The organism is Erythrobacter ani, assembly GCF_019204025.1.
GTDB lineage: Bacteria > Pseudomonadota > Alphaproteobacteria > Sphingomonadales > Sphingomonadaceae > Erythrobacter > Erythrobacter ani.
On the sequence record NZ_JAGSPB010000001.1, the window covers coordinates 188821 to 214232 of the forward strand.

A 25412-nucleotide genomic window follows, 5' to 3' on the forward strand; every position below is an offset into this window, starting at 1 on the left:
GGGTGATGTGTCATGCCGATCTCGATAGCGTCTCGCTTGCGAGTAGGACAGCACCGCTCGGCCCGCTGTTAACAGCCGGATCGCAGAAAACGGCATCCACATGCAAAAAAGGGGCCGCGCATCGCTGCGCAGCCCCTCTCTAGTCAAAGCCGGAAATCGGCGGATTATTGTCCCAGCTGGAACCGCACGCCCAGCGACAGGATCGACTGTGACGAATCCACACCCAAGGTCGCAGGCAGGAGGGTGAGCGGGATTTCCGCATCTTCTGTCGTGTCGCGGTAGGTGTACTGTCCGAACACGTCGAATCCAGGCGACACTTCGAAGCTGGCACCAGCCATTAATTGATAGGAAAATGCGCTGTCATCATCGTCGGCGACAGCCACGCCGGACGGGCTGAAATCGACGTCGACCCACTGATACCCGATGCCCGCACCAATGTAAGGCTTGAACGCACTGCCGGTATTGATGTCGTAATACACGTTGCCGAACACGCCGAAGTTGGAAACATCGCCCTGACCATCGGCGATCACGGTTCCGACAGTCGGATTGGCGACATCGGGCACACCGCGGGTCAGCACCGCAACGTCCGCACCGTCGATATTGGTTCCGCCAACGGTCAGGCCGCTGTGCGTATCGACATCATATTCGGAATAGGCAGCTTCGAGTTCGAGGCGGAAGCCATTGTCGAATGCGTAACCGGCCTGCCCGCTGATTGCGAAACCGGTATCAAATTCGGTTTCCCAGCCGAGGTCGGTCCCGGCAGCGATTGCGCCGAAATCGTCGGTGGCCGGAACATCGAGATCGAACTCACCCGAATTGGAGCTGTCTTCTGGCAGGGCAACGCCGCCGCTGACGCCGATATACGGACCATCGGCCAAGGCTGCGGAGGGCGCCGCCAGTGCCGCGATCGCTGCCGCGGGAACCAGGCTACGTTTGAATACTGTAATCATGTCTTCCTCATTCATTTCTGGACGACAAGCGCTTTGGGGGATGCGCCCGTCCGAGCCCATGAACGAGGGAGATTGCGTCAAGTTTCAGGCACTTGCGACCAACTGTTCGCTTGCCGCGACAGAATGTTGCGCGTGAATGTTATAAACGACGAGCTGAGGATGCCTTGCCCTGCGTTACCCGTCTTCAGAGGCAAGCAAGTGGATCTGCCGGGCAGCGTCCACCGGCTTCATCTCCTTACCATCCGGACCGTCCACTTCGTAATGCCAGAAGGTCCAGCCGTTGCAGCTGGGTGCGTCCTGAAGGTCTTTTCCAAGCCCGTGGATTGATCCGGTCTTGCCGTTATGATCAAGCGATCCGTCGGCGCGGACGACTGCGGACCAGCGGCGTTTCTTGTCGAAAACTGTCGTTCCGGGCGGAATGAGGCCGGTTTCGACAAGCGTGCCGAATGCGACGCGCGGCGCGCCTTTCTTGGACTGCATCGTCTTTAGCGCGCTCTCATCGAGCGGCAGTTCCTTTTCGATCCGCTTCATCGCGACGCCGCGGTAGAAATCTTCGCGTTCGCAGCCGATCCAATCGCGGCCAAGACGCTTGGCCACGGCTCCTGTCGTCCCCGTACCGAAGAAGGGGTCGAGCACCACGTCGCCGGTTTCGGTGGTCGCCAGCAGCACGCGGTATAGCAGCGCTTCCGGTTTTTGCGTGGGATGCGCTTTCTTGCCGTCTTCCTTCAAACGCTCTCCGCCCGAACAGATCGGTAGCACCCAGTCGCTGCGCATTTGCAGCTCGTCGTTCAGCGTTTTCATCGCGCGATAATTGAAATGATAGCGCGCCTTTTCACCCTGGCTCGCCCAGATCAGAGTCTCATGCGCATTGGTGAAACGGGTACCCTTGAAATTGGGCATCGGATTGGTCTTGCGCCAGACAACATCGTTGAGGATCCAGAAGCCGAGATCCTGCAAAATCGCGCCGACACGGAAGATGTTGTGATAGCTGCCGATCACCCAGAGCGCGCCATCGGGTTTGAGCACGCGGCGCGCCTCGGTCAGCCAGGCGCGGGTGAATTCATCATAGACACGGAAACTGTCGAACTGATCCCAGTGATCGGTAACCGCATCGACCTCGCTGCCGTCGGGGCGGTTAAGGTTGCCTCCCAGCTGGAGGTTGTATGGCGGATCGGCGAAGACGCAATCGATCGAATTGTCCGGGAGCGAGCGCATCGCCTCGACACAGTCGCCAGACAGGATCTGGCCGATCGGAAGGAGCGAACGGATATCTTCCGCAGCGAGTTTCTTCGTTGCTTTCGAAGCGCGCCTTGTGCGCACCTTCGCTGTTTCGATCACGCCCACGACACCATTCTCCACACACCGGACCCAGAGTTATCCACAGGGTGAGTCCATCGGGACTCCCCGTCAAGCAAAGATTCTGGAGGCTTATGGTTAATGCACCGTAAAGCACGTCGTGCTTCACACGGAACGAAAGGTGACCGCCACAAGATGTTGAGTCCCTGAACAAATTGGGGACTCGATATGGAGGGGTGTGTTCGCGAAGACTCGGTGGCGGTATTTAATTGAAGACGAGCACCACATTAGCGGCGAACGCGGCAACGAGGCCCGCTCCGAGAAGCCGCCCAATTACCTTCCCGCGCCATAGCAGCCCGAGCAGCAAAAGCGCACTCCCGGTCAGCAGCGTCATCTGCAGGCCGACCAGCTCAATTGGCAACGCGAAGGGCGCGATGCTCATCGTCGCCCCTCCGATCAACAGGATGTTGTAGATGTTCGAGCCGACCACATTGCCAAGCGCAAGGCCTGGCTTTCCGCGCAGCGCCGCTGCGATCGAGGCTGCGAGTTCGGGCAAGGACGTGCCGACTGCAACCACCGTCAGACCGATCACCGTCTCCGGCACCTTGAAGATCGTCGCCAGCGAAATCGCTCCGGTAACCAGCGCATTACCGCCAGCGATCAGAATGCCGAGGCCGACGAGGAACAGCAGGACCGCGATCACCGTGTTGGAGGGGCCGTCCGTGTCTTCCTCCTCGATCTGAGCGGCGCCGGGGTGGCGATAACGCCAGACAATGTATACCAAGATGCCCACAAGCAGAGCGATCCCGATCCAACGCTCACCCCATTGCGACCAGACAAGCGCCCAAAGCAGCAGCGTCGCACCAAGCGCCACAACCGCGTCTCGCCTGCCGGTGCCGGTCAACACGATCGGCATGACCAAAGCGGAGACGCCAAGGATCAGGAGAGTGTTCGCTAGGTTCGATCCGACGATATTGCCCCATGCAATCTCCGGCGATCCGGCAAGAGCAGCCTGCACGCTCGCAACCATTTCCGGCATCGAGGTGGCGAAACCGACAATGACAAGACCGGTAAACAACGTCGAGACGCCCAGTTTCTGTGCGATACCCACCGCCCCGCGCACCAGCAGCTCACCGCCAATGGCAAGGCCGACCAGTCCGGCTAGGCTCAGGAGAATCGCATTCAGCATGGGCGGCGCTTAGGGCAAGCGGGCCCTATAGCAAAGTCGCTTGCGCGACGGGAGCAAAGCTTCGGCGGTGCAAGGGTGTCGGTCCATGGAGGCGCAACGCTTCCATGTGCTCTCTCGTTCCATACCCCTTGTTCCGTTCCCAACCGTAATGCGGGTGCAAGGCGGCGGCTTCGATCATCATCCGGTCGCGGCACTCCTTCGCGATGATCGAGGCTGCGCTGATCGCAGGCTCGATCCCGTCCCCGCCAATGATAGCGCGCGCGTGCCAGCGCCAGCCCTCGCGCCGACCGGCAGGCGTCATGTTGCCATCGATCAGAACCTCGCAATTGTCGCCGGTTTGTTCGGCCAGTTCCGCCACACAGCGCGTCATCGCCTCCATCGTCGCCTGGAAGATATTGAGCCGATCGATCTCGTCCGGCTCTACTAAAGCCACCGCCCAGCGGCATGTGCGGCGGATATCTTTGTCGAGTAAAGCCCGCCGTTTGGCCGATAATTTCTTGGAATCATCGAGCCCTGCCGGTACGTCTTCGCCCAGCACCACCGCAGCGGCCACGACCGGCCCCGCCAACGGTCCGCGTCCGGCTTCATCGACTCCGATCACGGCGGGCCGGGCACCGAACTTACCAACGGGAGTTACTTCAACCATGACACACGCATCCAAGCTTCCGCTCGCACTTTCCCTTTCCGTCTTCGCGCTCGCAAGCTGCGCCGCCGCCGAAACCGGGGATAGTGCTGATTCCGCAGACAACACCGAGATTGCTTTCGAAGTCACCGATATGGGCACGTTCGATGAACCTTGGGCGATCGAGTTCGCGCCGGGCAGCGCGTTGTTGTTCATCACCGAAAAGGAAGGCTCGCTCAAATTCATCGACACCGCCGCCAATGATGGCGCGGGCCGGATGGGCACGGTTACGGGCGTCCCGGAAGTTGCATATGGCGGACAAGGCGGCTTCGGCGATATTGCCTTTCTCGCGTCCGAAGCATCCGACACCTTCGACAGCCGAACGGTCTATCTCAGCTGGGCAGAAGCCGGTGAAGGCGACACGCGCGGCGCAGTGGTCGGCCGCGGCACGATGGTCTGCGAAGAAGCCGATGCGTGCGCGATCGAGGATCTGAATGTCATCTGGAGGCAAGCGCCGAAAGTGACCGGACAGGGCCACTATTCGCACCGCATCACCTTCTCGCCGGACGAACAATACATGTTCATCGCCAGCGGTGATCGGCAGAAACTCGAACCGGCTCAGGATATCTCGAACACGCTCGGAACCATTGTCCGGCTCAATCTCGACGGGACGCCAGCAGACGGTAACCCAATGGCGGATCAAGGCGGTAACACCGCTGAGATATGGTCTTATGGACACCGCAATATCCTCGGGATGGACTGGGATGCCGAGGGGCGGCTTTGGGACGTGGAGCACGGCCCTGCAGGCGGCGATGAGCTTAACCTTGTGGCTGCGGGCGCGAATTATGGCTGGCCGTCGCGCTCATACGGCAACCACTACAACGGCGACCCTATCGAGGATCATTCCGCCGATGACGGATTTACGAAGCCGGCGGCGACCTGGACACCGGTAATCGCGCCGGGCGACATGATTATCTATTCCGGCGACATGTTCGGCCCTTGGAAGGGCGATGCGCTGATCGCAGGGCTGAGCAGCCAGGCGGTGGTTCATGTCGCAATCGACGGCGACGAAGCATCTGAGGTCGCTCGCTATGATATGGAGGGCCGCATCCGGTCGATCGAGGAAGGGCCGGATGGCAGCATATGGGTTGCCGAAGACGGTCCAGAGGGCCGCGTGCTGAAACTGAGCATGTGATTTTTTAATGGGCATAGCGCGCCAAACCGCTTAAGCGCGCCGGCCCATGTCAGATCACGCTGCGACCCTTATACCGTTATCTGCCGTCGACCCTGCAATGGTCGACGAATTGCTCGACCGTGCGTTCGGGAAAGACCGTCATGCACGCACGGCGTATCGCATTCGTGCCGGCATGGCTCCGCTCGACGCGCTCAGTTTCGCGGCGCTCGACGAAGACGAGATGCTCGTTGCCACAATCCAATGCTGGCCGATTGCACTGATCGATGACGACGCGCGCGCTGTGCCGCTCGTCATGGTCGGTCCGGTAGCAGTGCTGCCCGAACGCCAGGGCGAAGGGTTCGGCATGGGTTTGATGGCCGCGATGCTGGATGCCGATACGCGCCTCGCCGAAACCGGATCGCCCTCGTTCCCGCAAGTTCTGATAGGCGACGCGGATTATTACGGGCGCTGGGGATTTTCTTCTTCGGTCACCGGCGGTTGGCGATGTCCCGGCCCGTTCGAGCCCGAGCGCCTGCTCGCGCGCGGTGCGGCCCTTTCTGCGATGCCATCCAGAGGCATGCTAGGCCCATGGAATCCCGCAGGCGGGATCGCCGGACGCGATTAGAATTTCGCTCGACTTGGCGGGAACGCAGAGTTCTGGCATCGCATTAAAGTCTTATGCCTTACGAACCGCCCCCATACCTCGCCGAACTCACCCTCGCCCAAATTGCGGAGCAAGTTGAGAACCGCAAGCTTCCCCCGGTCGAAGGATGGGCTCCGCAGCAGATCGGTGAAAGCGAAATGCGCATCGCCGCGGACGGCACCTGGTATCATGAAGGCGATCCGATACGCCGTCCCGCCATGGTGCGCGCTTTTTCAGGACTGCTGACCCGTGACGACAAAGCGCAGCATTGGCTCGTCACGCCGTTCGAAAAGCTCAGTATAGAGGTGGACGATGCAGCCTTTATCGCGGTCGATTGCGTCATGCGCGACGGCGAAATCGCTTTCCGGCTGAACACCGACGAGCTGGTTGTCGCTGGCCCCGACAATGCGATCCGCGCAGCGGGCGATCCAGATACCCCTGCGATCTATCTTCATGTGCGGCGCGGCTGCGAGGCGCGGCTCAACCGGTCAACCTATGCGCAATTGGCCGATATCGCGATGGAGACGAGCGGCGACGATATCGAACAGGGCCTGATGGTGACGAGCCAGGGCGCGATTTTCTCGCTGCTTCCCTGAAGGAACGCGCAGGCTGCATGAGCACTGTTTTCACCTCCCTAAAAGCGGCATTCGAGGCGGGGCATTCCCGCGACATGCCCGATCTTCTGACCGACGCGGAATTTGCCGATGGCCGCTCCACCCCTGCCGCCGTTCTGATCGCTGTCACCGATGTGGAGGAGGATCCGCAGGTCATCCTGACCCAGCGGCCACGCGGCATGCGCGATCATCCAGGCCAGGTCGCCTTTCCCGGTGGCAAGCTCGACCCCGGCGAAGATGCCGTAACCGCTGCGCTGCGTGAAGCGGAGGAAGAACTTTCGCTGCCCCGCGACAAAGTGCGCGTGATCGGCACAAGCGACGAGTACCAGACCGGCACGGGGTTCTGTGTTACGCCTGTGCTGGGCGTGGTGCCGTCGGGAATGGAGCTTGTGCCCAACCCTTCCGAAGTCGAAGCATGGTTCGAAGCGCCACTTGCACTGCTGCTCGAACGCAGTAACTGGTCGGTCAACGAAGTGTACTGGCGGGGGGCGAACCGGCGTTATCTGGAAATGGATTACCAAGGCTATCGGATCTGGGGCGTGACTGCTGCGATCATCGCGAACCTTTCGCGTCGTATTTCTTTCGAGCAATCGGCATGACCGGACCGGGTTTTCCCGGCTCGCTTGGTGCTGCAGAATGGCCGAAGCGTGCTGGGCTGCAGACACTGACCGACACATTGGGCGCAGAGAATATTCGCTGGGTCGGGGGAGCGATCCGCGATACTTTGCTGGGCTCACCCGTGAGCGATGTCGATTGCGCCACCACGCATCTACCCGACGCCATCATCGATCGTTGCCGCGAGGCGGGCATCCGGACCGTCCCAACTGGCATCGATCACGGCACCGTCACTGCGCTGCTGGAAGATGGACCGGTCGAAATAACCACCTTGCGCCGCGACGTCTCGACTGACGGCCGACGCGCCACGGTCGCCTTCGCAAGCGATTGGCGCGAGGATGCGGCGAGGCGCGATTTCACCATCAATGCGCTCTATGCACATCCTGAAACGCTTGAGATATCGGACTATTTCGGGGGCCTGGAAGACCTTGTACCGCGCCGCGTACGCTTCATTGGCGATGCCAGACAGCGGATCGCGGAAGATCACCTGCGTATCCTGCGATATTACCGGTTCCAGGCACGGTTTGGCGCCGAACTCGACCAGGAAGCCGAGGAGGCGTGCGCCGCCCTTGCCGATACGATGAAGGGTCTGAGCCGCGAACGCGTGGCCGATGAATTGCTTAAACTGCTGGCGCTGCCCGATCCGGGTGACACGGTCGAACGTATGTTCAACCGCGCCGTGCTGCGGGTGATCCTGCCCGAGAGTGCCCTCCCGCATGTAGAACTGATGCGTGACGTCATCGAGCGAGAAAGGCAGTATGGATATGCGCCCGATCCGCTGCGCCGCCTCGCCGCCCTGCTCCCGCCCTCGCCTGACGTCGCAGAGATCGTAGCGGCACGCCTGCGGCTGTCCAAGGCTCAGCGCAGCGTGCTGGTCGGCACTGCGAAACGTCTGCAAAGCGACCGGTTCCACCCAAAGGCGCTGTCCTATGACGAAGGTACGGATATCGCGGTGAACCGGCTCATCCTGCTTGGCGACAGCGCGAGCGAGATCAGGGATTGGGACATCCCCACCTTTCCGCTCAAGGGCGGAACGATCGTTGCGCGCGGGGTCGATGCCGGGCCCGAAGTCGCGCGCATTCTTCGCGCGGTGGAAAGGCGCTGGGTCGAAGAGGGATTCCCGGACGAAGACCGCGTCGCGCAGATCCTCGATGAGGAACTGAGAGCCTCTTAACGTTTACGTTAAGGTTCGCTTCACCTGCGATTCGTCATACGAGACTAACAGGTCGCCCGGTTGAAATGCGCTTCGTCCCTGTCTAGGGGAACTTCCTGCGCGTTTCGCACATTGGTCGGGTGCGCGCATTTCATCGCTGTTGGCGTCGACATTGTTGGCCCTCTCGGGTCCGATGCCAAACATGCGTGCGCTGCCCTTCCGTTATGCGGCGGCCCTTACGAGTTTGATCAACGGAGACTTAATCTTATGAAGTTTGCAAAGCTGGCAATTCTGGCCACCGCAATGACCGCGGCCCCGTTCGCAGCATCCGCGCAGGATGCAGGCGCAACCGTATACGGCAATGACGACGCGCCGATCGGCACTGTTGAAAGCAATGCCGATGGCATTGTGACCGTCGACACTGGCGCGCACAAAGCTCCGCTGCCCGCAAACCTGCTTGCCGAACGTGAAGGCAAATGGACCGTCAACGCGACCAAAGACCAGATCAACAGCATGCTCGACGCGCAGAAGGCCGAAGCCGATGCAAAGCGTGATGCCGCCCTCGTCGCAGGTGCGGCGGTCATCAGCGCGGACGGAATGCCCGCTGGCACCGTATACACCGTGGACAGCGAAGACACGGCCATCGTCAAGAGCGATGCCGGTATCATCACGCTCAAGCGCGAATCCTTCGTCATCGATCCCGACGGTGCCCTGATGGTGCTGTTCTCGGCTCAGGACATCGCAGCGAACACCGTCGAAGTCCCCGAAGGCGCGGAAATCCTTACCCCGGCGCAAGCCGCTGCAAAGCAGGCTGAAACCGAAGAGGAAGCTGCAGACGCAGGCTAAACTCGACTAATTCAAAAAAGGGGCCGCGAGTGTCATTGCGACATTCGCGGCCTTTTTTGTTTCTGCGGAACAGCGGGCGCCCGGGCTCAGGCCGTTCAGTCGAAAGTGTTATCCTTCGGAAAGCCCTGCGGCGGTAGTCGTCCGGCCGCACTGCGCGCGACCTTCCACTGCCAGATGTCGGTTTCAGTGCGAGTCCGATCGCCCGATCCGCCCATTTTCCAGCTCAGCCCATCTGCCAGCCTTAACGTCGTCGCATCGGACAGTCCGCCATCGCGGTAACGTTGCAGCATGACCCCCTGACCGCGCGCCATGACCGGCATCTCTTCAAGGTTGAAAACGATGAGCTTGCGGTTGTCGCCCACGCAGGCGACGTGATCATGCTCTTCGGGAATTTCGCGGATGACCTGCAGCTTCGCATCGCCCTTGAGGTTTACCACCTGCCTGCCCTTTCGGGTTTCGGCGAGCAGTTCGTTTGTTTCCGCCACGAACCCTTTGCCGATCGAAGATGCCAGCAAAAGCCGCCCGCCCGGCCGGTGGACGATCATGCTCGCGATCGCGGTATCCGCCTCCAGATCGATCATTGTGCGCACGGGTTCCCCAAAACCGCGCGCGCCAGGCAGCTTATCGCAGCCCAGCGTATAGAACCGCCCGTTATGCGCCGCGATCAGCAGCTTGTCGGTGGTCTGCGCGTGAAGGATGTTGGCGAGTGAATCGCCTTCCTTGTACTTGAATTCCTGATCGAGTGGGACGTGGCCCTTGGCCGCACGAATCCAGCCCTTCTGGCTCAGGATCACGGTGATCGGCTCTTTCTCGATCATCGCATCCATCGAGAATTCGACAGCCGGCTCCGCCTCCTCGATGCGGGTGCGGCGTGCGCCTAGCGCGGTATCCTCGCCGTAATCCTTGCGCAGGGCGCGTAGATCTTTCTTGAGCCGGGTCCGCTGGCGCGCCGGACTATCGAGCAGCTTTTGCAGGTCATCCTGCTCTGCCAGCAGGTTATCCTTTTCCTGCTTGAGCTCCATTTCCTCAAGTTTGCGCAGGCTTCGCAGCCGCATATTGAGGATCGCTTCGGCCTGTCGGTCGGAGAGGCTGAATTCCGCCATCATCACCGCCTTCGGCTCGTCCTCGTATCGGATGATCTCGATCACCCGGTCCAGGTTGAGAAAGGCGATGATATAGCCTTCGACGAGCTCCAACCGCCGGGCAATCTGGTCCAGCCGATGCTGCGTGCGGCGCTGGAGGATCTCGATCTGGGCCGCCGTCCAGTTGGCCAGCAATTCCTTGAGCCCCATCACCATCGGCGTCCGGCTCGCATCGAGCACATTGAGGTTCAGCCCAAACCGCGTTTCCATATCGGTAAGCTTGAAAATGCTTTCCTTCAGCAATTCGGGATCGACATTCCGGCTCTTGGGAACGAGCACGATGCGGATCGTCTCGTCGCTTTCATCGCGTACGTCTTCGAGAATAGGCAGTTTCTTGTCGGCAATCGCCTGCGCGATCTGTTCGATCAGCTTTCCCTTGGCGACCTGATAGGGAATTTCGGAAATGACGAGCTGCCATTGGCCGCCGCCCAACCGCTCAAGCCCTGCTGCCTTGTCCTCCGCCTTATCGGCTTCGGGCGCTTCGAATACGCCGCGCACCCGGAACGAGCCGCGCCCGGTTGCATAGGCTTCGGAGATGATGTCCTTGCTGTCGATGACCTGCCCGCCGGTGGGTAAGTCGGGACCGTGGAACAGCTCCATCAAACGGGCATGTTCGACATGCGGATTGTCGATCAGCTCCAGCGTCGCATCGATGATTTCGGCAACATTGTGGCTGGGAATGTTCGTCGCCATGCCGACTGCGATCCCGCTCGCGCCATTAGCCAGCAGATTGGGGAACAGACCCGGCATCAATTCGGGTTCCTGCTCTTCGCCGTTATACGTCGGAATGAAATCGACCGTGCCGGCGTCGAGCCCATCCATCAATTGCATCGCTGTCTTGGTCAGGCGCGCTTCGGTATAACGGTATGCAGCCGCGTTATCGCCGTCGATATTGCCAAAGTTTCCTTGCCCTTCGACCAGCGGATAGCGCAGCGAGAAATCCTGCGCGAGCCGAACCATTGCATCGTACGCAGCAGTATCGCCATGCGGATGATACTTGCCGATCACTTCGCCCACGACCCGGGCCGATTTCTTGAAAGTGTTGGACGGGTCTAGTTTGAGCTGACGCATGGTCCACAGCAGCCGCCGGTGAACCGGCTTCAACCCGTCGCGCAGATCCGGCAGCGAACGCGCAGTGATCGTGGAAAGGGCATACACGAGATACCGCTCGGACAATGCAGCATCGAACGGTGCATCGACAATTGCGTCAAATGGATCAGAATCGTGTTCGGTATCGGTCTCGGACATGCGTCCCGCTTAGCAACGCACGCCGTGCGCGGGGAGAGGCGTTTCCACAGGAATGGGTCGAAAGCGCTCCTCGGTCCTTGATCTTGCCATTGCGTCCGATGTCTGTCTAGAACCCCTGCAGAGCTGGTCGCATCGGTTCCTTCCCGATTGGAAACATATGAAACTGAGCGATTGGCAACGGGCGGCTGGTCCCGGACTTGTATTTTCAGGCTCGGCAATCGGCGTCTCGCACCTCGTCCAATCCACCCGTGCCGGAGCGATGTTCGGCCTGGCGCTGATTGTCGTGATCGTCACCATCAACGTACTCAAATATCCGGCTTTCCGCTTCGGCATGGATTACGCTCACTCCACCCGCCGAACGATCATAGGCGGTTACCGCGAGCTGGGCGTTTGGGCCGTCATTCTATACGCGGTTACATCGTTGACGATCGCACCTATCGGCCTTGCCGCAGTCAGTGCGACAACAGCCGCAATTCTTGCCGCTTTGACCGGCATCGACTTGCCGATTCTGGCGCTTGCAGGGATAGCAATGGCGGCGACGGTCGCCCTCTTGCTCGTCGGCGGATATGGCTGGCTCGACCGGGTGAACAAACTGCTGATCGCATTTCTCACGGTCGCGACGATCACTGCATCGGCCTTGGCGCTCCCACGTGTCCAATGGGCGAGCTTCACCAGCGTGGACTGGGCGTTGGACCCGCTCGCGCTGTTATTCGTGGTGGCTCTGGCCGGGTTCATGCCAAGCCCAGTAGGTCAATCGGTGCAGATCTCGCTCTGGACATTGAAATCGCAAGAGACCGACGCAGAAGGCGACCGTCTAAGCCCCGAAACAATGCGTAAGGGCTTTTTGGCGTCATATCTGTTGACCGGCTTTCTTGCGCTGTGTTTCTGCGTCATGGGCGCCGGTGTTATGCATTCAGGCGGGATCGCGCCAGAAACCGGCGCAGCAGAGCTGGCTTCGCAAGTCATCGACCTGTACCGTCAAACCCTTGGAACAATCCCAGCCTATCTGGCGGCTATCGCTGCCCTGTGCGTCATGGCGACGACAATGATCGCGTCGTTCGACGGAGCGGCCCGCGGGTACGGCGCCATCCATCAGGAATATCTCGGCAATGTTGGTGGCAGAGCCTCCACCCGGACATACGCAGTTTTCCTGTCGATCATTGCTGCGCTCAGCTACGTCATCTTGGCCACAATGATGGGCAATTTCGCCGTCTTTATCGATCTTGTCACTTCGATTTACTTTGTCGTCGGACCGGTGATCGCCCTCTTGAATCATTTGGTCATCACTCGCTGTGGGATGCCTGAAGAAGATCGGCCTGGCGCAGCTATGAAGACGCTCAGTATCGCAGGCATAACCATCATGTCTGCGATGGCGGTCATGTTCTTTGTCCTGAAAGCTGGATGATGCGCGCGGCGTAGTCGGCGGATCATCGTCTCCGTAGTCTGGTTCGGCGTGGGCAAGCGCTCCTATGGCTGCCCGCGATCCCGCAAGGCCACAACCTCCTGCCTCAAGGCTCTCAGCTCCTCGATTATCATCTCGCGCTCGTCATGCGCTTCTTCATCGGTGGCCTCGGCCATGGCGTTGACGATCACACCGATGAAGAGGTTCAGCACGATGAAGCTGGTGACGAGGATAAACGGGACGAAGAACGTCCACGCCCACGGATACACCTCCATCACAGGTCGCACGATACCCATGGACCAGCTTTCGAGTGTCATGATCTGGAACAGCGAATACAGTGAGGCACCGAGAGTGCCGAACCATTCGGGAAATGCGGTGCCGAACAGCTTCGTCGCCATGACAGCACTGATGTAGAAAAGCAGCAGCAGCATCACGATGACGGTGGCGATGCTGGGTATCGCGCTGAATAGGCCGACGATTACCTTGCGCATGCTCGGGACGACAGAAACCAGGCGTAATGCGCGTAGAATGCGCAGCGCGCGCAACACCGAGAATTGCTCGCCCGCTGGCACCAGTGCCGCACCGACGATCGCGAGGTCGAAAACATTCCAGCCATTGCGGAAGAATGCGAGCCGGTACGCGAACAGCTTCAACGCGAGCTCGACCACGAAGATCGCAATCGCAATCTGGTCAAGCCGGCGGATCAGACCGCCGGCCTGCTCCATCGCAGCAGGCGACGTTTCCAGTCCCAGACCGATCGCATTGATCACGATCACAGTGACTATGAAACGTTCGAACCAGCGCGCTTCGACCAGGCCCCGCGCACGTTCCTGAATTGTCATTCGTGAATTCTCCGAAAGCCCGCAGGTGCCCGAGCGAAATGGTGCCGGGGCGGACAATTACAACTCGCCTTACCATCGCAACGGCTCGGCGGCTATCGCGGAACGATCGAGGGTCTCATTCGTAGGATTATCAAAGCAATTACAAGGAGATATATCTATGGCACGCGTTCTGATCATCGCTACTGACGGGTTTGAACAGTCTGAACTGATGGAACCGAAATCACTGCTGGAAGATGCCGGTGCCGACATCACCATCGCCAGCCTCGAAGATGGTGAAATCAAGGGCTGGAAGGACGGAAACTGGGGCGACAGCGTCAAGGTCGATCTGACGGTCGAGGAAGTGTCCGAAGGCGATTACGACGCGCTGCTGCTTCCGGGCGGACAAATCAACCCGGACGTGCTGCGGATGAACCACACTGTAATCGACCTGGTCAAGCAGTTCGATGGGGCGAACAAGCCGATCGCCGCGATCTGTCATGCGCCATGGCTTCTCGCAGAAGCCGATATAATCGACGGCAAGACCGTAACGGGATGGCCTTCGATCCGGACTGACCTCGAAAATGCAGGCGGCGACATCGTCGACAAGACGGTCGCACTCGACGGCAACCTCATCACCAGCCGCAATCCCGACGATATCCCGGCCTTTACGGCGACGCTGATGAGCGCGCTCGAAATGGCAGGAGATATGGATCGGGTTCCGGAAAACGCCTGATATCCGCGATTTACACCGCCGGGCGGGGCTCAATCCTCCTACAGACCTGTCCCGGCCGGCAATCCAGTCCCGCCACGTCTTTTGTCATGACGTGGCGGGATTTGTGTTTCTAGCGCAGGAGCGCGCTAATTCTAGCTCAGCTCGAGTTGGGTAAATTTGGGTACGCTCATCGCCCCCAAGAGCAGCTTCTCCATTGGATAAGCACCCGATCCCAAGGCTGCGAGCGGCATTCCTGCTTCGGCGAGCACATAAGGAGAAATCCGATTGCGCGTGACCAGGCCGTTATATCCATCGCTGACCAGCGGTACTTCAAATTCTACGCCCTGAGTTCCATCCTCGGAATGAATGACTTTGCTGACCACCAGCTGACCGCCGCCAAGATCGAGAACAACTTCCTCACCCTGTGGAACCCCCGCAAGACCTTCGATCCGCGCACCGGTCTTCGACAGGTTACGCAGCATGACGTCGTAGTAGTGATCTTCATGGATCAGCCCGATCTTGCGGAAAACGGTCATGCGATCGGCCCGATAGCGCGGCGGGCCGTTTGGCCGGAAAACGAGATTTCCGTTTTCGAGGCGTTCGAGAACCTGTTCGTGGGTCAGAGGCCGTGAGTAAATGTAGCCTTGGACGAAGTCCGCTCCCCGGTCTTTCACAAGTTTCAGCTCGTCCATCGCCTCCACTCCTTCGGCAACGGTTTCCATTTCGAGCGATTTTGCGAGCGAAACGATGGCGGTGATGATGGCCGGATTGGTGTCACCACCCTCGGTGCATCCATGAACGAAGCTCTGGTCGATCTTGATCTTGTCGAAGGGCGCGCGCTTCAGATAGCCAAGCGAGGAATACCCCGTTCCGAAATCATCCATCGCCATGCGCACGCCCAACCGTTTGAGCGAAGCGAAGGTCTTGTCGACATGTTCGACATCGCCGACAAAGACGCTTTCCGTGATCTCCAGCTCAAGCCGCGCGGGGGGCAATTCGCTCGCAGCCAGCGCTGAGGCTACGCTCTTGCGGAAGTCGCTCGACATGAACTGCTTGGCTGATACGTTCACCGCTACGCGCGCGTCGCCTGGCCATCGGGCCGCATCCATGCAGGCCTGCCGCAAGGCCCAATCGCCAAGCTTGATGATGAGGTCGGTCTGTTCAGCGATCGGTATGAAAAGGCTCGGCGAGATCGGCCCTTCGTCGGGATGCTGCCAGCGCATCAGTGCTTCGAAGCTCTTCACTGTATCGCTCTTCGGATCAACCAGAGGTTGATAATTGAGCGTCAGCTCGCCGCGATGCAGCGCATCACGCAGGCCTTCTTCAATTCGCACACCGCGCGATGCGTCGTCCTTTAGATCGGCGGTATAAAAACGGAATGCCCCCTTCCCGCTCTCCTTGGCCGCGTACAGCGCAAGGTCGGCGGCGGCGTGGATTTCATCGACATCGACTCCATCATAGGGGGCTATTGCGATTCCGACCGACGTCCCGATCTGCGCGCGCCGCCCATTGATCGAATAAGGTTGAGACAGCATCTGGATTATGCGGCGTGACAGCTCGCCAAGCTCGTTGCGATCATCCATGTCCGGCAAGAGGATCTGAAATTCATCGCCGCCCATGCGGCCCACTTCGCCGCGATCCTTGATCAGGGCCTGAAGACGCTGCGCCACCTGTTTGAGCAACTCATCGCCTGCCGGATGACCCAGAGTATCGTTCACCTGCTTGAACCGATCGAGATCGAGCATCAGCAACGCGCACGAACGCCCTGATGTCTTGAAAGAGTTCAGCATGGTCGACAATTTGTGGCCAATGCGCCGGCGGTTGGCGAGACCGGTCAGCTCGTCATACTGCGATTGCTTGGCGATGCTTTGCTGATGGCGAAATTCGCTCGTGATATCCGTTGCAACTCCGCGATATCCGATGAGGCCGCCGACCCGATCCATTTTCGGGCGGGCCGTGATGCGCCACCAATAATGCTTGGACGGGTCGTCCCTGCCAGCTTCGTTCAGATTGATCTCGACAATCTGGTGGTCGATCTTGCCGTTAGCCTTCATTCGCAATTTTATCGAACGGCCGGAATATTCTCCCGCTTCGATCGAAGCTTCGGTGAAGACAGAGGACAGCTGCTGGCCAATGAGGCTCTCACCCCCATCACCCAAGGAGTCCAGCGCTTGCGTTGAAAGGTAGGAAAGCTCGCCCTTCTTGTTGGTCGCCCAAAAGAGTCCGATTCCGACATCCTCGATATCGCGTAGCACATCGGTGCGGCGCGGAGGCGAGTTGGATTCTTCCGCCGCTTGCTGGTTCTCGGCTTCCTCTTTCCAGCCGCGACTCATTCGATTGAGCAATCCGAATGCCAAGTTTCATTCCCCAACGTACCGTTCTGCGCGTCTGTTGATCAACGGTATGACCCGCCAACCAAGTGCGCGCTTGCACGGCAATATGACGGGAATGGCTTAGGAAGTGATTAACCGCTCGAAATACCGGTGATGGAGTTCAAATTCGGCGTGCGTCGATGCTTTCAGCCGGAACATTAACTGTAAGTCCATCGTGATCTTGGGTGAGTTCGATTTGACAGGAGAGCCTGCTGGTACGCCGCACCCCGGCGGCGAAGTCGAGCATGTCCTCCTCTTCCTCGCTTGCCTCGGTCAGCTCGTCGAACCATTCGGCGGCGACGATCACGTGGCAGGTTGAACAGGCCATCTGACCTTCACACGTGCCCTCGAGCGGAAGTCCCGCGGCCTGCCCCGCACGCAGCAGGGTGTCGCCTTGCTCAGCACTCGCAACGACGCGCGCTCCGCGCGGATCAATGAAAGTGACTGATATGCTCACAGGCCCTGATCCTTCGCCGCCTGATTGATCGCGCCAGCGGCCTTATCCAGATCGGCCAGCCGGGTGTAGCGACCGAAACCGAGCCGGATAGATGATTTGGCCTGAGCCTTGGACAGGCCGATCGCTTCGAGCACGTGGCTCGTCCGGCCTGACCCGCTCGCGCAGGCGCTGCCCGCCGAAAACATCACATTGCGGCAATCACTCATCAGGCGATTGACGTCCAGACCGTCGCGGCGAATGTTGAGATTGCCATGCCAGCGCGCATCCGCGCTGCCGTTGAGTTCCCATCCGGAAAAAAGCTCGCGCGCGCGGTTCCAAAGATCCTCGGTATGGGCTGCGTCTTCGCTGCGGACTTCCTTCGCGAGGTGCGCAGCTGCGCCCATTCCGGCGATCAGCGCGGGCGACAACGTGCCGGATCGCACGCCTTCCTGAAGTCCGCCCGTCACTTGCGGCTCAAGCTCGATCCCGTCGCGGATCCAAAGCGCGCCGATGCCCTTCGGACCGTGGAACTTGTGGGCCGAGATCGCGATCATGTCTGCGCCGGTGACTTCCATCTTCCCGTATGCCTGCACCGCGTCGATCAGGAACAGCGCATTGTTCTCTTTCGCCTTGCGATGCCAGTCGATGGTCGGCTGGATCGTGCCGATCTCGTTATTGACCTGCATCACCGCGATCAGCCGCACATCCGCGGGCACATCCTGGGCGGTGTTGCACTGTCCCTCTTTCGAAACGTTGAGGATGTGGGCTCCGCCGACCGCTTTTGCGGTGTCGAGCACGGCGGCGTGTTCGATCGCGGAAACCGAAACACTGCCCTTTGTCCCGCTCCCCCGAATCGCGAGATTCAGCGCTTCGGTCGCGCCGCTGGTGAAGATGACCTGCCCGCCTGCCGGGAACAGCGCGGCCACGCGATCGCGCGCGAGTTCGATCGCTGCCGCCGCCTGCCGTCCCATCCGATGCGGTGAATGGGGATTGCCGAAGCCCGTGCCTTCCGGACCATCGAGCCAGCGGAGCATGGCATCGCGCGATTCTGGCGCGAGCGGGGTGGTTGCTTGATAGTCGAGATAGATCATTGGGCTGCTAGCTCTATCCATGTGTCGGCGAACCGTTCCACGTCAGCGCGCGTGGTCGACCAGCCGACGCTCACCCGGATCGTGTTGGCTGCGACATTGTGAACCAGACCCATTGCCTCAAGCACGTGACTCGTCTTCATCGTTCCGCTCGAACAGGCGCTGCCCTGCGATATGGCGATACCGGCCATGTCGAAACGCATGACCTGCGCGCTTCCGGACATATTGGGCATCGCGATGGCGTAAATATATGGGCTCGGATCGGAAAGCTGGTGGGAAAGCCAGGTGCCGCCCATCTCTTCGCACCGCGCCGCCAATTGCTGGAACGGTCCCAGTACCTCGGGCGCCAGATATGTCCCGCCTGCCGTCTCAAGCGCCGCCGCCATGCCCAGCGCTCCGGGCAGGTTCTCGGTCCCGCGCCTGTACCCTCGTTCATGCCCACCGCTCGGTTCGAGCATGGCGTAATCTCTCACAAGGAGCGCCCCGATGCCGATCGGACCTCCGAATTTGTGTGCCGAGACGATAGCCATATCGCAGTCCGGCAACGCGAGTTTACCTGCGCTCTGTGAGCAATCGGCTAGCAGCCAGCCTTCCGCATCGCGGACGAGCGCGGCGACTGCGTCCAATGGCTGCGCAGTGCCGGTTTCGGAATTGATGTGTTGGACAGCGACCAGTGGACGTTCGCGCTGAACCGCTTCTGCCAAGGTATCGAGATCGAGCGCACCGTCGCTACCCACGGGCAGACGCTCTGCCTGCGGTGCAGCCTTGAGCACAGCGTCATGCTCCGTCGCGCCCACCAGTCGCGCACCGGCCTTTGCCGATTTCAGGGCAAGGTCTGCCGCCTCGCTCGCGCCGCTGGTGAAGATCAGTTCGCCGTTCCAGCCCAGCGCCGCCTTGATCCGCTCACGCGCCTCCTCAAGCGCGGCCTTGGCCTTGCGTCCCTCCGCATGAGGCGAAGACGGGTTCGCCCAGATGCGAAAACCCTCTTCCATCGCAGCGCGTGCTTCGGGTCGCAGCGGCGAGGTCGCGGCATGATCGAGATAGATGCGATCAGGAATAGGACGCCTCTACAAAAAATTGCGAATTCTGCATCCGACCCTATATAGAGCCCGCTTTCGCGCACGCCACCCGGCGCGCGAACACCATATTAGCGCAAGGTCCGTTCATGCCATCAGTCATCTTCCCCGGCCCCGAAGGCCGTCTTGAAGGTCGTTTCTCCCCTCCCCCGCGCCCGCGTGCGCCTGTCGCGATGATCCTGCATCCGCATCCGGAGGGCGGTGGAACGATGAACGACCGGATCGTCCAGCGGCTTTACAAGACATTTGCCGACCGCGGCTTTGCGGTTCTGCGCTTCAACTTTCGCGGCGTCGGCCGCAGCCAGGGAAGCTTCGACAATGGGATTGGTGAATTGTCCGATGCGGCGAGCGCGCTCGACTGGGTGCAATCTATCCATCCCGAGGCGCAAACGACCTGGGTTGCAGGCTATTCGTTCGGCGCGCTGATCGGCATGCAATTGCTGATGCGCCGCCCCGAAGTGCGCGGCTTCATCTCTGTCGCACCGCCTGCAAACATGTACGATTTCAGCTTCCTCGCGCCGTGCCCGGCCAGCGGGATCTTCGTGCAGGGCGCAGCCGATACCGTGGTTCAGCCAACCGCCGTGCAGAAGCTCGTCGACAAATTGCGCACGCAGAAACACATCACAATTCATCACGACGAAATCCCCCGCGCGAACCATTTCTTCGAAAATGAAATGGACGATATGATGTTGTCGGTCGACAATTACCTCGACTTCCGCCTCTCGCCGGATTGCCCAATCAAGTAGGCAACGATTCGGCGTATTTGCGTCCGATCCGCTGATGACGAAAACCAGAGCTTTAGCCGCGTCCGGGCAGGATTGCGCTCGCTTGGGGTGCGCCACAAAACGCGTCATCACCCGGCGCGACGGGCGCGTTCGTCTACGGAAACCAGGAAAGGTATTGAAAAGAAACGCGAAAGTGCTTTCATTACCTCTGTTATGTTGTAACATTGCGACTGAGAGGTGCCGGTTTCGATTATCCACCCCCCTCGTTGCTGGCGCCGCTCACCTGATAAGTGAGAGAGGAGCCTTGATATGAGCTACGCGCAATCCGCCAACAGAGCGAACCCTGTGGCAGCGCTGGGTGCACTGGGAGTGCCAGCCGCCTTCGGCGCCATGCTGGTCATCGGCCTTGCGGTGAAAGGTGTGATCCCCGACATCGTGGAAAACCCGGACGTGTTCGACGTCACCCCGATCGAGCCTGAAATCGAGCCGCCGGTGGAACAGACCGAGCAGCAACCCGCGCAGTCTCGCGAAGTCACCCCCAATTACGAGACGACGGTCGAAACGCCGTTCGATTTCGAATTCGACCCCGGCCCCAGCGCGCCGATCGACACATTGCCCGACCTTGGAACCGGAACCATCGGCCCGGTCGACGTCGGCGGCCCCATCGGCAACGCTACCCCCACCTCCGCTTTGCCCGACCCGATCACGGCATCTCCACGGGGTAATCCCGGCCGATGGGTGACCGACAGCGACTATCGTAGCCGCTGGGTGCGTGAGGAGCTTTCAGGCGTGGTCAGCTTCGCCCTCACCATCGACCGCGATGGCAAGGTGAGCGACTGCACGATCACGAAGTCGACCGGACACGCGCAGCTTGACGAGGCAACCTGCAGACTGATCGAGCGCCGGGCCCGGTTTGATCCGGCCAAGGACAGCTATGGCAATCCGATATCCGGCACCTATCGCAATTCGGTAAACTGGAAACTGCCCGAATGATCGGCCCGCGGCTGGCGGGGTATTACCCGCCGGCCTGTTCGGCCCGCTCGATTGGCGAGCTCCCGTCAGATGTCGGCACGGTCCAGATCAGCACATTCGCGATCGCGATCCCCGCCAGCAGCACCATCAGCGCGGGCTGCTTCAGCTCTCCAGTGCGGCGCCAATAGACGAAAGCGCCCGCCAACAGGGCGAACGCTGCGAGCATCACGATGGAAAGAACGATATCCATGAACGAATAGCCTCGTCGAACGTTGGTTGCATGAAGTGTCGGTTCGGTGTGACATGCACATGCGGGCGCAACACTTGCAAGATCATAACGAGGAGGAATGCATGGGTATTTTCAGTTCAATCAAAAACGCGATTTTCGGGGACGACGACAAGGAAGAGATCAAGGGCAACCCCCAGCCTACGGCGACATCCGGTCCAAAAGAGCGCGCGCCGATCAGCCAGGAAGAGGTCGAGAAACGCATCGCCAATATCCCCGGCGCAGAGGATCTCAACTGGCGCACTTCGATCGTCGACCTGATGAAACTGGTCAAAATCGATCCCAGCTACGAAAACCGGAAAGAGCTCGCCCAGGAAATGGGTAACGCGGGTTATTCGGGTTCAGCGGAAGACAATATCAAGCTGCACCGCGATGTCATGGACGAGATCGCCAAGGCTGGCGGCGTCGTGCCCGGCGAACTCAAGAACTGATTTGACAGCTTTCAGGCGGACGGTAACACCGGTCGCCATGAGAGAGACAAACCAGAACATCACACGCCGTCAGGCCCTTTATGGGCTTGGCGGCGTTTCCGCCTTGGCGCTCATCCCCGGCTGTGCAGGAGCAAGCTATTCTGCCGCAGATGCACTGCCACCAGCTTCGCTGTCGCCCGACGCAATGCTGGACCGCATCGCTTACGCAATGCTCGAACATGAACCGGCTCGTGCGACCGGCCTGGGTGTCGACACCGGGGAATATGCGGCATGGCGCGGCACTATGGGCGCCGCAGGTGAGGAAGGGCGCGAGGCGTATAAAGCGACCCTCGAGCGACTATTGGCAGATGCCCGCGCCTATCCGAAAGACAACCTGACAGCCGATCAACAAGTCGGCTTCGACGTTGTTGAAAGCGCGTTTTCCAAGGCTATCGAGGGCATGAACCTGCCCTATGGCGATGTGGCAGTCGGCAGCTGGCGCAACGCACCTTATGTCGTGATCCAGAATGTCGGCGGATATATCGATTTCCCGCGCTTCTTCGGCGCGACCCAGCCCCTTCGCGACAGTGCAGACGTCGATCATTATCTGAGCCGGATTGCCGAAGTGCCCAAGGTGCTGAACGGTGAGCTGGAGCGAATGCAGCAAGCCCGCGCGTTCGGCGTTGTCCCGCCAGACTTCCTGCTCGACAAGGCGATCGGCCAGATGCGCACTGCACTCAAGGACGCGATGGAAGGTGGATCGCTGGTCGAACCTCTCCAAAGCTCCGATCTTGGCAGTGCCGATGCCGGCGCAGCGCTGGCCGATACGCTCGTACAAAAGGAAGTCGCCCCGGCATTGGAAGCGCAGCTCGCCGAACTTTACTCGATGCGCAAGGTAGCCGATTCGGATCCGGGCATGTGGTCTCAGCCGGAAGGCGAAGCGTGGTATTCGTGGGCCACGAGCGCGTCTACGACCACCTCGCTCAGCCCCGACGAGATTCACCGGCAAGGGCTGGACGAGCTCGCCGAACTGCATGGCCGCATGGACCCGATCTTGCGCGAAGTCGGCTACACGACCGGCAGCGTCGGGGAACGGATGCAGGCGCTTTCCCAAGATCCGCGGTACAAGTTCGCCGAAGGTGATCCGGGTCGCGAGGAGATCTTCGAATTCATCGATGAACGGATCGACTGGATCAAGGGACAGATGCCGCGCGCCTTCAACCAATTGGTGGACCCGAACATGGAAGTGCGGCGCATACCCATTAACGAAGAACCGGGCGCGCCCGGTGCCTATGGCGGTGCGGGCAGCAAGGACGGCTCGATCCCCGGCCGCTTCTGGATCAATTTGCGGACCACCGACCTGCACCGAAAATACGACCTGCCCGATCTCACATTCCACGAAGCCATCCCTGGCCACGTATGGGAAGGCGAATATTCGAACCGCCTGCCCCTCATCCGCTCGATCCTTGCCTTTGGCGCATTCAGCGAAGGTTGGGCATTGTACGGCGAGCAGCTCGCCGATGAGCTTGGCGCGTATGACGATTTCAAGGTCGGGCGACTTGGATATTTGCAAAGCCTTGCCTTCCGAGCCTGCCGCCTCGTCGTGGATACCGGGCTGCATTCAAAACGCTGGAGCCGCGAACAGGCTCGCCAGTTCTTTGTCGAGCGTAACGGATCGAAATACGAAGAAGTCGCCAGTGAGGTCGATCGGTATTGCAGCTGGCCCGGACAGGCTTGCAGTTACAAGATCGGCCATAGCGAGATCGTGCGACAACGCGCGAGAGCCGAAGCGGAGCTGGGCTCCGCCTACGACTTCAAGGCTTTCAACACCGCAGTCATTCTCGGCGGGAACGCGCCGCTTGATGTCGTCGATAAAACGGTCTCGCGCTACATTGCAGGTGCACGCGCCTGACCCCATCTAGGCCTTGGCGATCATTCAGGAGGCTCGCATGGAACAACTCGGTGAAGATCTCGAAACCATGCGGCGCGTGCCGCTGGCCGATGCTCATGTAGACGCCATCTGCGAGATCGGCGAAGAAAAGACCTATCCAAAAGGGCACTGGTTCGCGCGCAGCGGTGATCCGATGGACACCTTCGTCTATGTGCTCGAAGGCGAGATCGAAGTCGTCGACCCCTATTCGAAAGAGCGACTCTTCGATGCAGCGCTCGGACCGACGCAGTTCATGGGCGAAATCGGTTTCATGAACCGGGGCACCTGGTTCCTGCCGATGCGCGCGGCGCAGGAAACCCGCGTGATCGAAGCACCGCGGACGGCAATGCTCGACCTGATGAGCCGAATTCCCGAACTCTCCGATCACATCATCACTGTGTTCGCTGCGCGGCGTCGGCGGCAGTTCGAGCTGAAGAATTCATCCGTCAAGGTTATCGGCGCAGACCGTGATCCGGACGTGCAAGCCGTCGAACGGTTCCTCTCGCGCAATCGCATTCCCTTCCAGAGCTATGACATGGATGCCTCGGACAGTGAGACCGCGCAGGTGTGCGACCTTACCGGGCACCAGCCCTCGGTCGTGCTGGATTCCGACCGTAAACTCGACGATCCGACTCCGCGCAAGGTCGCGCAATATCTCGGGCTCGATCTCGACATCTGTTCGCAGCGCGAATTCGACTTGCTCATTGTCGGCGGCGGACCTGCCGGGGTGGCTGCGGCGGTCTATGCCGGGTCCGAAGGGCTCGACGCCCTCGTGATCGAGGACACAGCAGTCGGCGGGCAAGCGGGCACTTCGAGCCGCATCGAAAACTACATGGGCTTTCCTACCGGCATCAGCGGCACCGATCTGACCTATCGCGGCCAGATTCAGGCGCTCAAATTCGGCACACGTTTCGTCATGCCTCGGCGGGTCGTCGGGCTGATCAAGCGAGACGATGGCAGCTTCTGCGCCACGCTGGATGACGGTGACGAGCTTTGCGCAGGGTCCATCCTGGTGAGCACGGGCGTCCAGTATAATCGCCTACCGCTCGACAATCTCGAACGGCTCGAGGGAGCCGGAATCTTTTATTCCGCCACCGAGATGGAAGCCCGGTTCTGCGGTGGTACGGAGGCAGTCGTGATCGGCGGCGGCAATTCAGCTGGACAGGCAGCGATGTTCCTGTCGCGAACAGCGGCGCATGTTCATCTCGTCGTGCGGTCGGGAAGTCTGGCTGCATCGATGTCCAGCTACCTCAGCCAAAGGCTGGAAGCCGACCCCAAGGTAACAATCCACTATCACACCGAAGTGACGGCGCTCCACGGTGAAGACTGGTTGGAAGCTGTGACCTTCAAGACCAAGGACGGTGAGCGCCGCGTCGACACACGAGCGCTGTTCATCATGATCGGGGCGGCGCCAAACACAGAATGGCTTTCCGGCCTGGTGGAAACGGATGACAAGGGATACGTACTCACCGGAGCGCAAGTCGGCCGCGAAACCCCATTCGAAACGGGAACGGACGGCATCTTCGCTGTAGGAGACGTGCGATCCGGTTCGATCAAGCGAGTGGCCAGCGCAGTCGGCGAAGGGTCCGTAGTCGTCAGCCGGATCTGGACCTATCTGGACGAGCGCCGACGAGCTGAGTGATTGGCCAGAAGTCGCGAAACGCCGATATTCGGATGGGAACGGCGCAGC

24 protein-coding genes are annotated in these 25412 nt (G+C 60.2%); 13 read left to right on the forward strand and 11 right to left on the reverse strand.

Annotated features, from left to right (window positions below; genetic code table 11):
- Positions 1 to 164 precede the first annotated feature (164 nt).
- The 4 genes from KCG45_RS00970 to rnhB all read right to left on the reverse strand — a co-directional run bounded on the left by KCG45_RS00970 (position 165) and on the right by rnhB (position 4081).
- Entirely contained in the window at positions 165 to 950 is a 786-nt protein-coding gene (locus KCG45_RS00970) for an outer membrane protein (protein WP_218315287.1), read from the reverse strand.
- A gap of 174 nt (positions 951 to 1124) precedes the next feature.
- The gene (locus tag KCG45_RS00975) at positions 1125 to 2270 is read right to left on the reverse strand and encodes a site-specific DNA-methyltransferase (protein WP_439648913.1); all 1146 of its coding nucleotides are present in this window, start codon (positions 2268 to 2270) and stop codon (positions 1125 to 1127) included.
- A gap of 241 nt (positions 2271 to 2511) precedes the next feature.
- Positions 2512 to 3435 (reverse strand): calcium/sodium antiporter, encoded by a 924-nt coding sequence (locus tag KCG45_RS00980; protein ID WP_218315288.1) that lies wholly within the window; start codon positions 3433 to 3435, stop codon positions 2512 to 2514.
- Positions 3436 to 3460: 25 nt separating this feature from the next.
- Complete coding sequence (gene rnhB / locus KCG45_RS00985; RefSeq protein ID WP_218315289.1) at positions 3461 to 4081, reverse strand: ribonuclease HII; 621 nt, start codon at positions 4079 to 4081, stop codon at positions 3461 to 3463.
- Here rnhB and KCG45_RS00990 point away from each other — a divergent pair.
- From KCG45_RS00990 to KCG45_RS01015, 6 genes are all read left to right on the forward strand, one after another.
- On the forward strand, positions 4080 to 5252 hold the full coding sequence (locus KCG45_RS00990) for a PQQ-dependent sugar dehydrogenase (protein ID WP_218315290.1): 1173 nt from the start codon (positions 4080 to 4082) through the stop codon (positions 5250 to 5252). The genes rnhB and KCG45_RS00990 overlap by 2 nt on opposite strands.
- Before the next feature lie 46 nt (positions 5253 to 5298).
- Complete coding sequence (locus tag KCG45_RS00995) at positions 5299 to 5856, forward strand: GNAT family N-acetyltransferase (RefSeq protein ID WP_218315291.1); 558 nt, start codon at positions 5299 to 5301, stop codon at positions 5854 to 5856.
- A gap of 53 nt (positions 5857 to 5909) precedes the next feature.
- Positions 5910 to 6470: a DUF1285 domain-containing protein gene (locus KCG45_RS01000; RefSeq protein ID WP_218315292.1), complete on the forward strand. Its 561-nt coding sequence runs from the start codon at positions 5910 to 5912 to the stop codon at positions 6468 to 6470.
- A gap of 17 nt (positions 6471 to 6487) precedes the next feature.
- A complete protein-coding gene (locus tag KCG45_RS01005; RefSeq protein WP_218315293.1) occupies positions 6488 to 7087 on the forward strand; it encodes a CoA pyrophosphatase in 600 nt (199 codons plus the stop codon).
- Entirely contained in the window at positions 7084 to 8277 is a 1194-nt protein-coding gene (locus KCG45_RS01010) for a CCA tRNA nucleotidyltransferase (protein ID WP_218315294.1), read from the forward strand. Before KCG45_RS01005 ends, KCG45_RS01010 begins: the two co-directional genes overlap by 4 nt.
- A gap of 246 nt (positions 8278 to 8523) precedes the next feature.
- Complete coding sequence (locus KCG45_RS01015; RefSeq protein WP_218315295.1) at positions 8524 to 9102, forward strand: hypothetical protein; 579 nt, start codon at positions 8524 to 8526, stop codon at positions 9100 to 9102.
- A 95-nt stretch (positions 9103 to 9197) separates the two neighbouring features.
- Here KCG45_RS01015 and parC read toward each other — a convergent pair whose 3' ends face one another.
- Positions 9198 to 11492 (reverse strand): DNA topoisomerase IV subunit A, encoded by a 2295-nt coding sequence (gene parC, locus KCG45_RS01020; RefSeq protein WP_218315296.1) that lies wholly within the window; start codon positions 11490 to 11492, stop codon positions 9198 to 9200.
- Between the two features lie 157 nt (positions 11493 to 11649).
- On the opposite strand from parC, the gene KCG45_RS01025 reads away from it, so the two are divergent.
- Positions 11650 to 12897, forward strand: a complete 1248-nt coding sequence (locus KCG45_RS01025) for an NRAMP family divalent metal transporter (protein ID WP_218315297.1) — start codon at positions 11650 to 11652, stop codon at positions 12895 to 12897.
- Between the two features lie 62 nt (positions 12898 to 12959).
- On the opposite strand, the gene KCG45_RS01030 is transcribed toward KCG45_RS01025, so the two are convergent.
- A complete protein-coding gene (locus tag KCG45_RS01030) occupies positions 12960 to 13736 on the reverse strand; it encodes an ion transporter (RefSeq protein ID WP_218315298.1) in 777 nt (258 codons plus the stop codon).
- A 157-nt stretch (positions 13737 to 13893) separates the two neighbouring features.
- Between KCG45_RS01030 and KCG45_RS01035 the strand changes: the two genes are divergently transcribed.
- Positions 13894 to 14448 (forward strand): type 1 glutamine amidotransferase domain-containing protein, encoded by a 555-nt coding sequence (locus KCG45_RS01035; RefSeq protein ID WP_218315299.1) that lies wholly within the window; start codon positions 13894 to 13896, stop codon positions 14446 to 14448.
- Between the two features lie 131 nt (positions 14449 to 14579).
- Here KCG45_RS01035 and KCG45_RS01040 read toward each other — a convergent pair whose 3' ends face one another.
- The 4 genes from KCG45_RS01040 to KCG45_RS01055 all read right to left on the reverse strand — a co-directional run bounded on the left by KCG45_RS01040 (position 14580) and on the right by KCG45_RS01055 (position 19381).
- Positions 14580 to 16760 (reverse strand): EAL domain-containing protein, encoded by a 2181-nt coding sequence (locus tag KCG45_RS01040; RefSeq protein ID WP_218315300.1) that lies wholly within the window; start codon positions 16758 to 16760, stop codon positions 14580 to 14582.
- Positions 16761 to 16920: 160 nt separating this feature from the next.
- Positions 16921 to 17256 (reverse strand): 2Fe-2S iron-sulfur cluster-binding protein, encoded by a 336-nt coding sequence (locus KCG45_RS01045; protein ID WP_218315301.1) that lies wholly within the window; start codon positions 17254 to 17256, stop codon positions 16921 to 16923.
- A complete protein-coding gene (locus tag KCG45_RS01050; protein ID WP_218315302.1) occupies positions 17253 to 18326 on the reverse strand; it encodes a cysteine desulfurase family protein in 1074 nt (357 codons plus the stop codon). The genes KCG45_RS01045 and KCG45_RS01050 overlap by 4 nt, the downstream gene beginning before the upstream one ends.
- Complete coding sequence (locus tag KCG45_RS01055; protein ID WP_218316338.1) at positions 18323 to 19381, reverse strand: cysteine desulfurase family protein; 1059 nt, start codon at positions 19379 to 19381, stop codon at positions 18323 to 18325. Before KCG45_RS01055 ends, KCG45_RS01050 begins: the two co-directional genes overlap by 4 nt.
- A 107-nt stretch (positions 19382 to 19488) precedes the next feature.
- On the opposite strand from KCG45_RS01055, the gene KCG45_RS01060 reads away from it, so the two are divergent.
- Positions 19489 to 20145 (forward strand): alpha/beta hydrolase, encoded by a 657-nt coding sequence (locus KCG45_RS01060; protein WP_218315303.1) that lies wholly within the window; start codon positions 19489 to 19491, stop codon positions 20143 to 20145.
- 288 nt (positions 20146 to 20433) lie between these two features.
- On the forward strand, positions 20434 to 21117 hold the full coding sequence (locus KCG45_RS01065) for an energy transducer TonB (protein WP_255547887.1): 684 nt from the start codon (positions 20434 to 20436) through the stop codon (positions 21115 to 21117).
- A gap of 22 nt (positions 21118 to 21139) precedes the next feature.
- Here the strand turns inward: KCG45_RS01065 and KCG45_RS01070 are convergent, their stop codons facing one another.
- The gene (locus KCG45_RS01070; protein ID WP_218315304.1) at positions 21140 to 21346 is read right to left on the reverse strand and encodes a hypothetical protein; all 207 of its coding nucleotides are present in this window, start codon (positions 21344 to 21346) and stop codon (positions 21140 to 21142) included.
- A 101-nt stretch (positions 21347 to 21447) separates the two neighbouring features.
- On the opposite strand from KCG45_RS01070, the gene KCG45_RS01075 reads away from it, so the two are divergent.
- The 3 genes from KCG45_RS01075 to KCG45_RS01085 are packed head-to-tail and all read left to right on the forward strand — an operon-like array spanning position 21448 to position 25364.
- On the forward strand, positions 21448 to 21813 hold the full coding sequence (locus tag KCG45_RS01075) for a DUF3597 domain-containing protein (protein ID WP_218315305.1): 366 nt from the start codon (positions 21448 to 21450) through the stop codon (positions 21811 to 21813).
- Between the two features lie 37 nt (positions 21814 to 21850).
- Positions 21851 to 23704: a DUF885 domain-containing protein gene (locus tag KCG45_RS01080; protein ID WP_218315306.1), complete on the forward strand. Its 1854-nt coding sequence runs from the start codon at positions 21851 to 21853 to the stop codon at positions 23702 to 23704.
- A 37-nt stretch (positions 23705 to 23741) separates the two neighbouring features.
- On the forward strand, positions 23742 to 25364 hold the full coding sequence (locus tag KCG45_RS01085) for an FAD-dependent oxidoreductase (protein WP_218315307.1): 1623 nt from the start codon (positions 23742 to 23744) through the stop codon (positions 25362 to 25364).
- Positions 25365 to 25412: the final 48 nt, after the last annotated feature.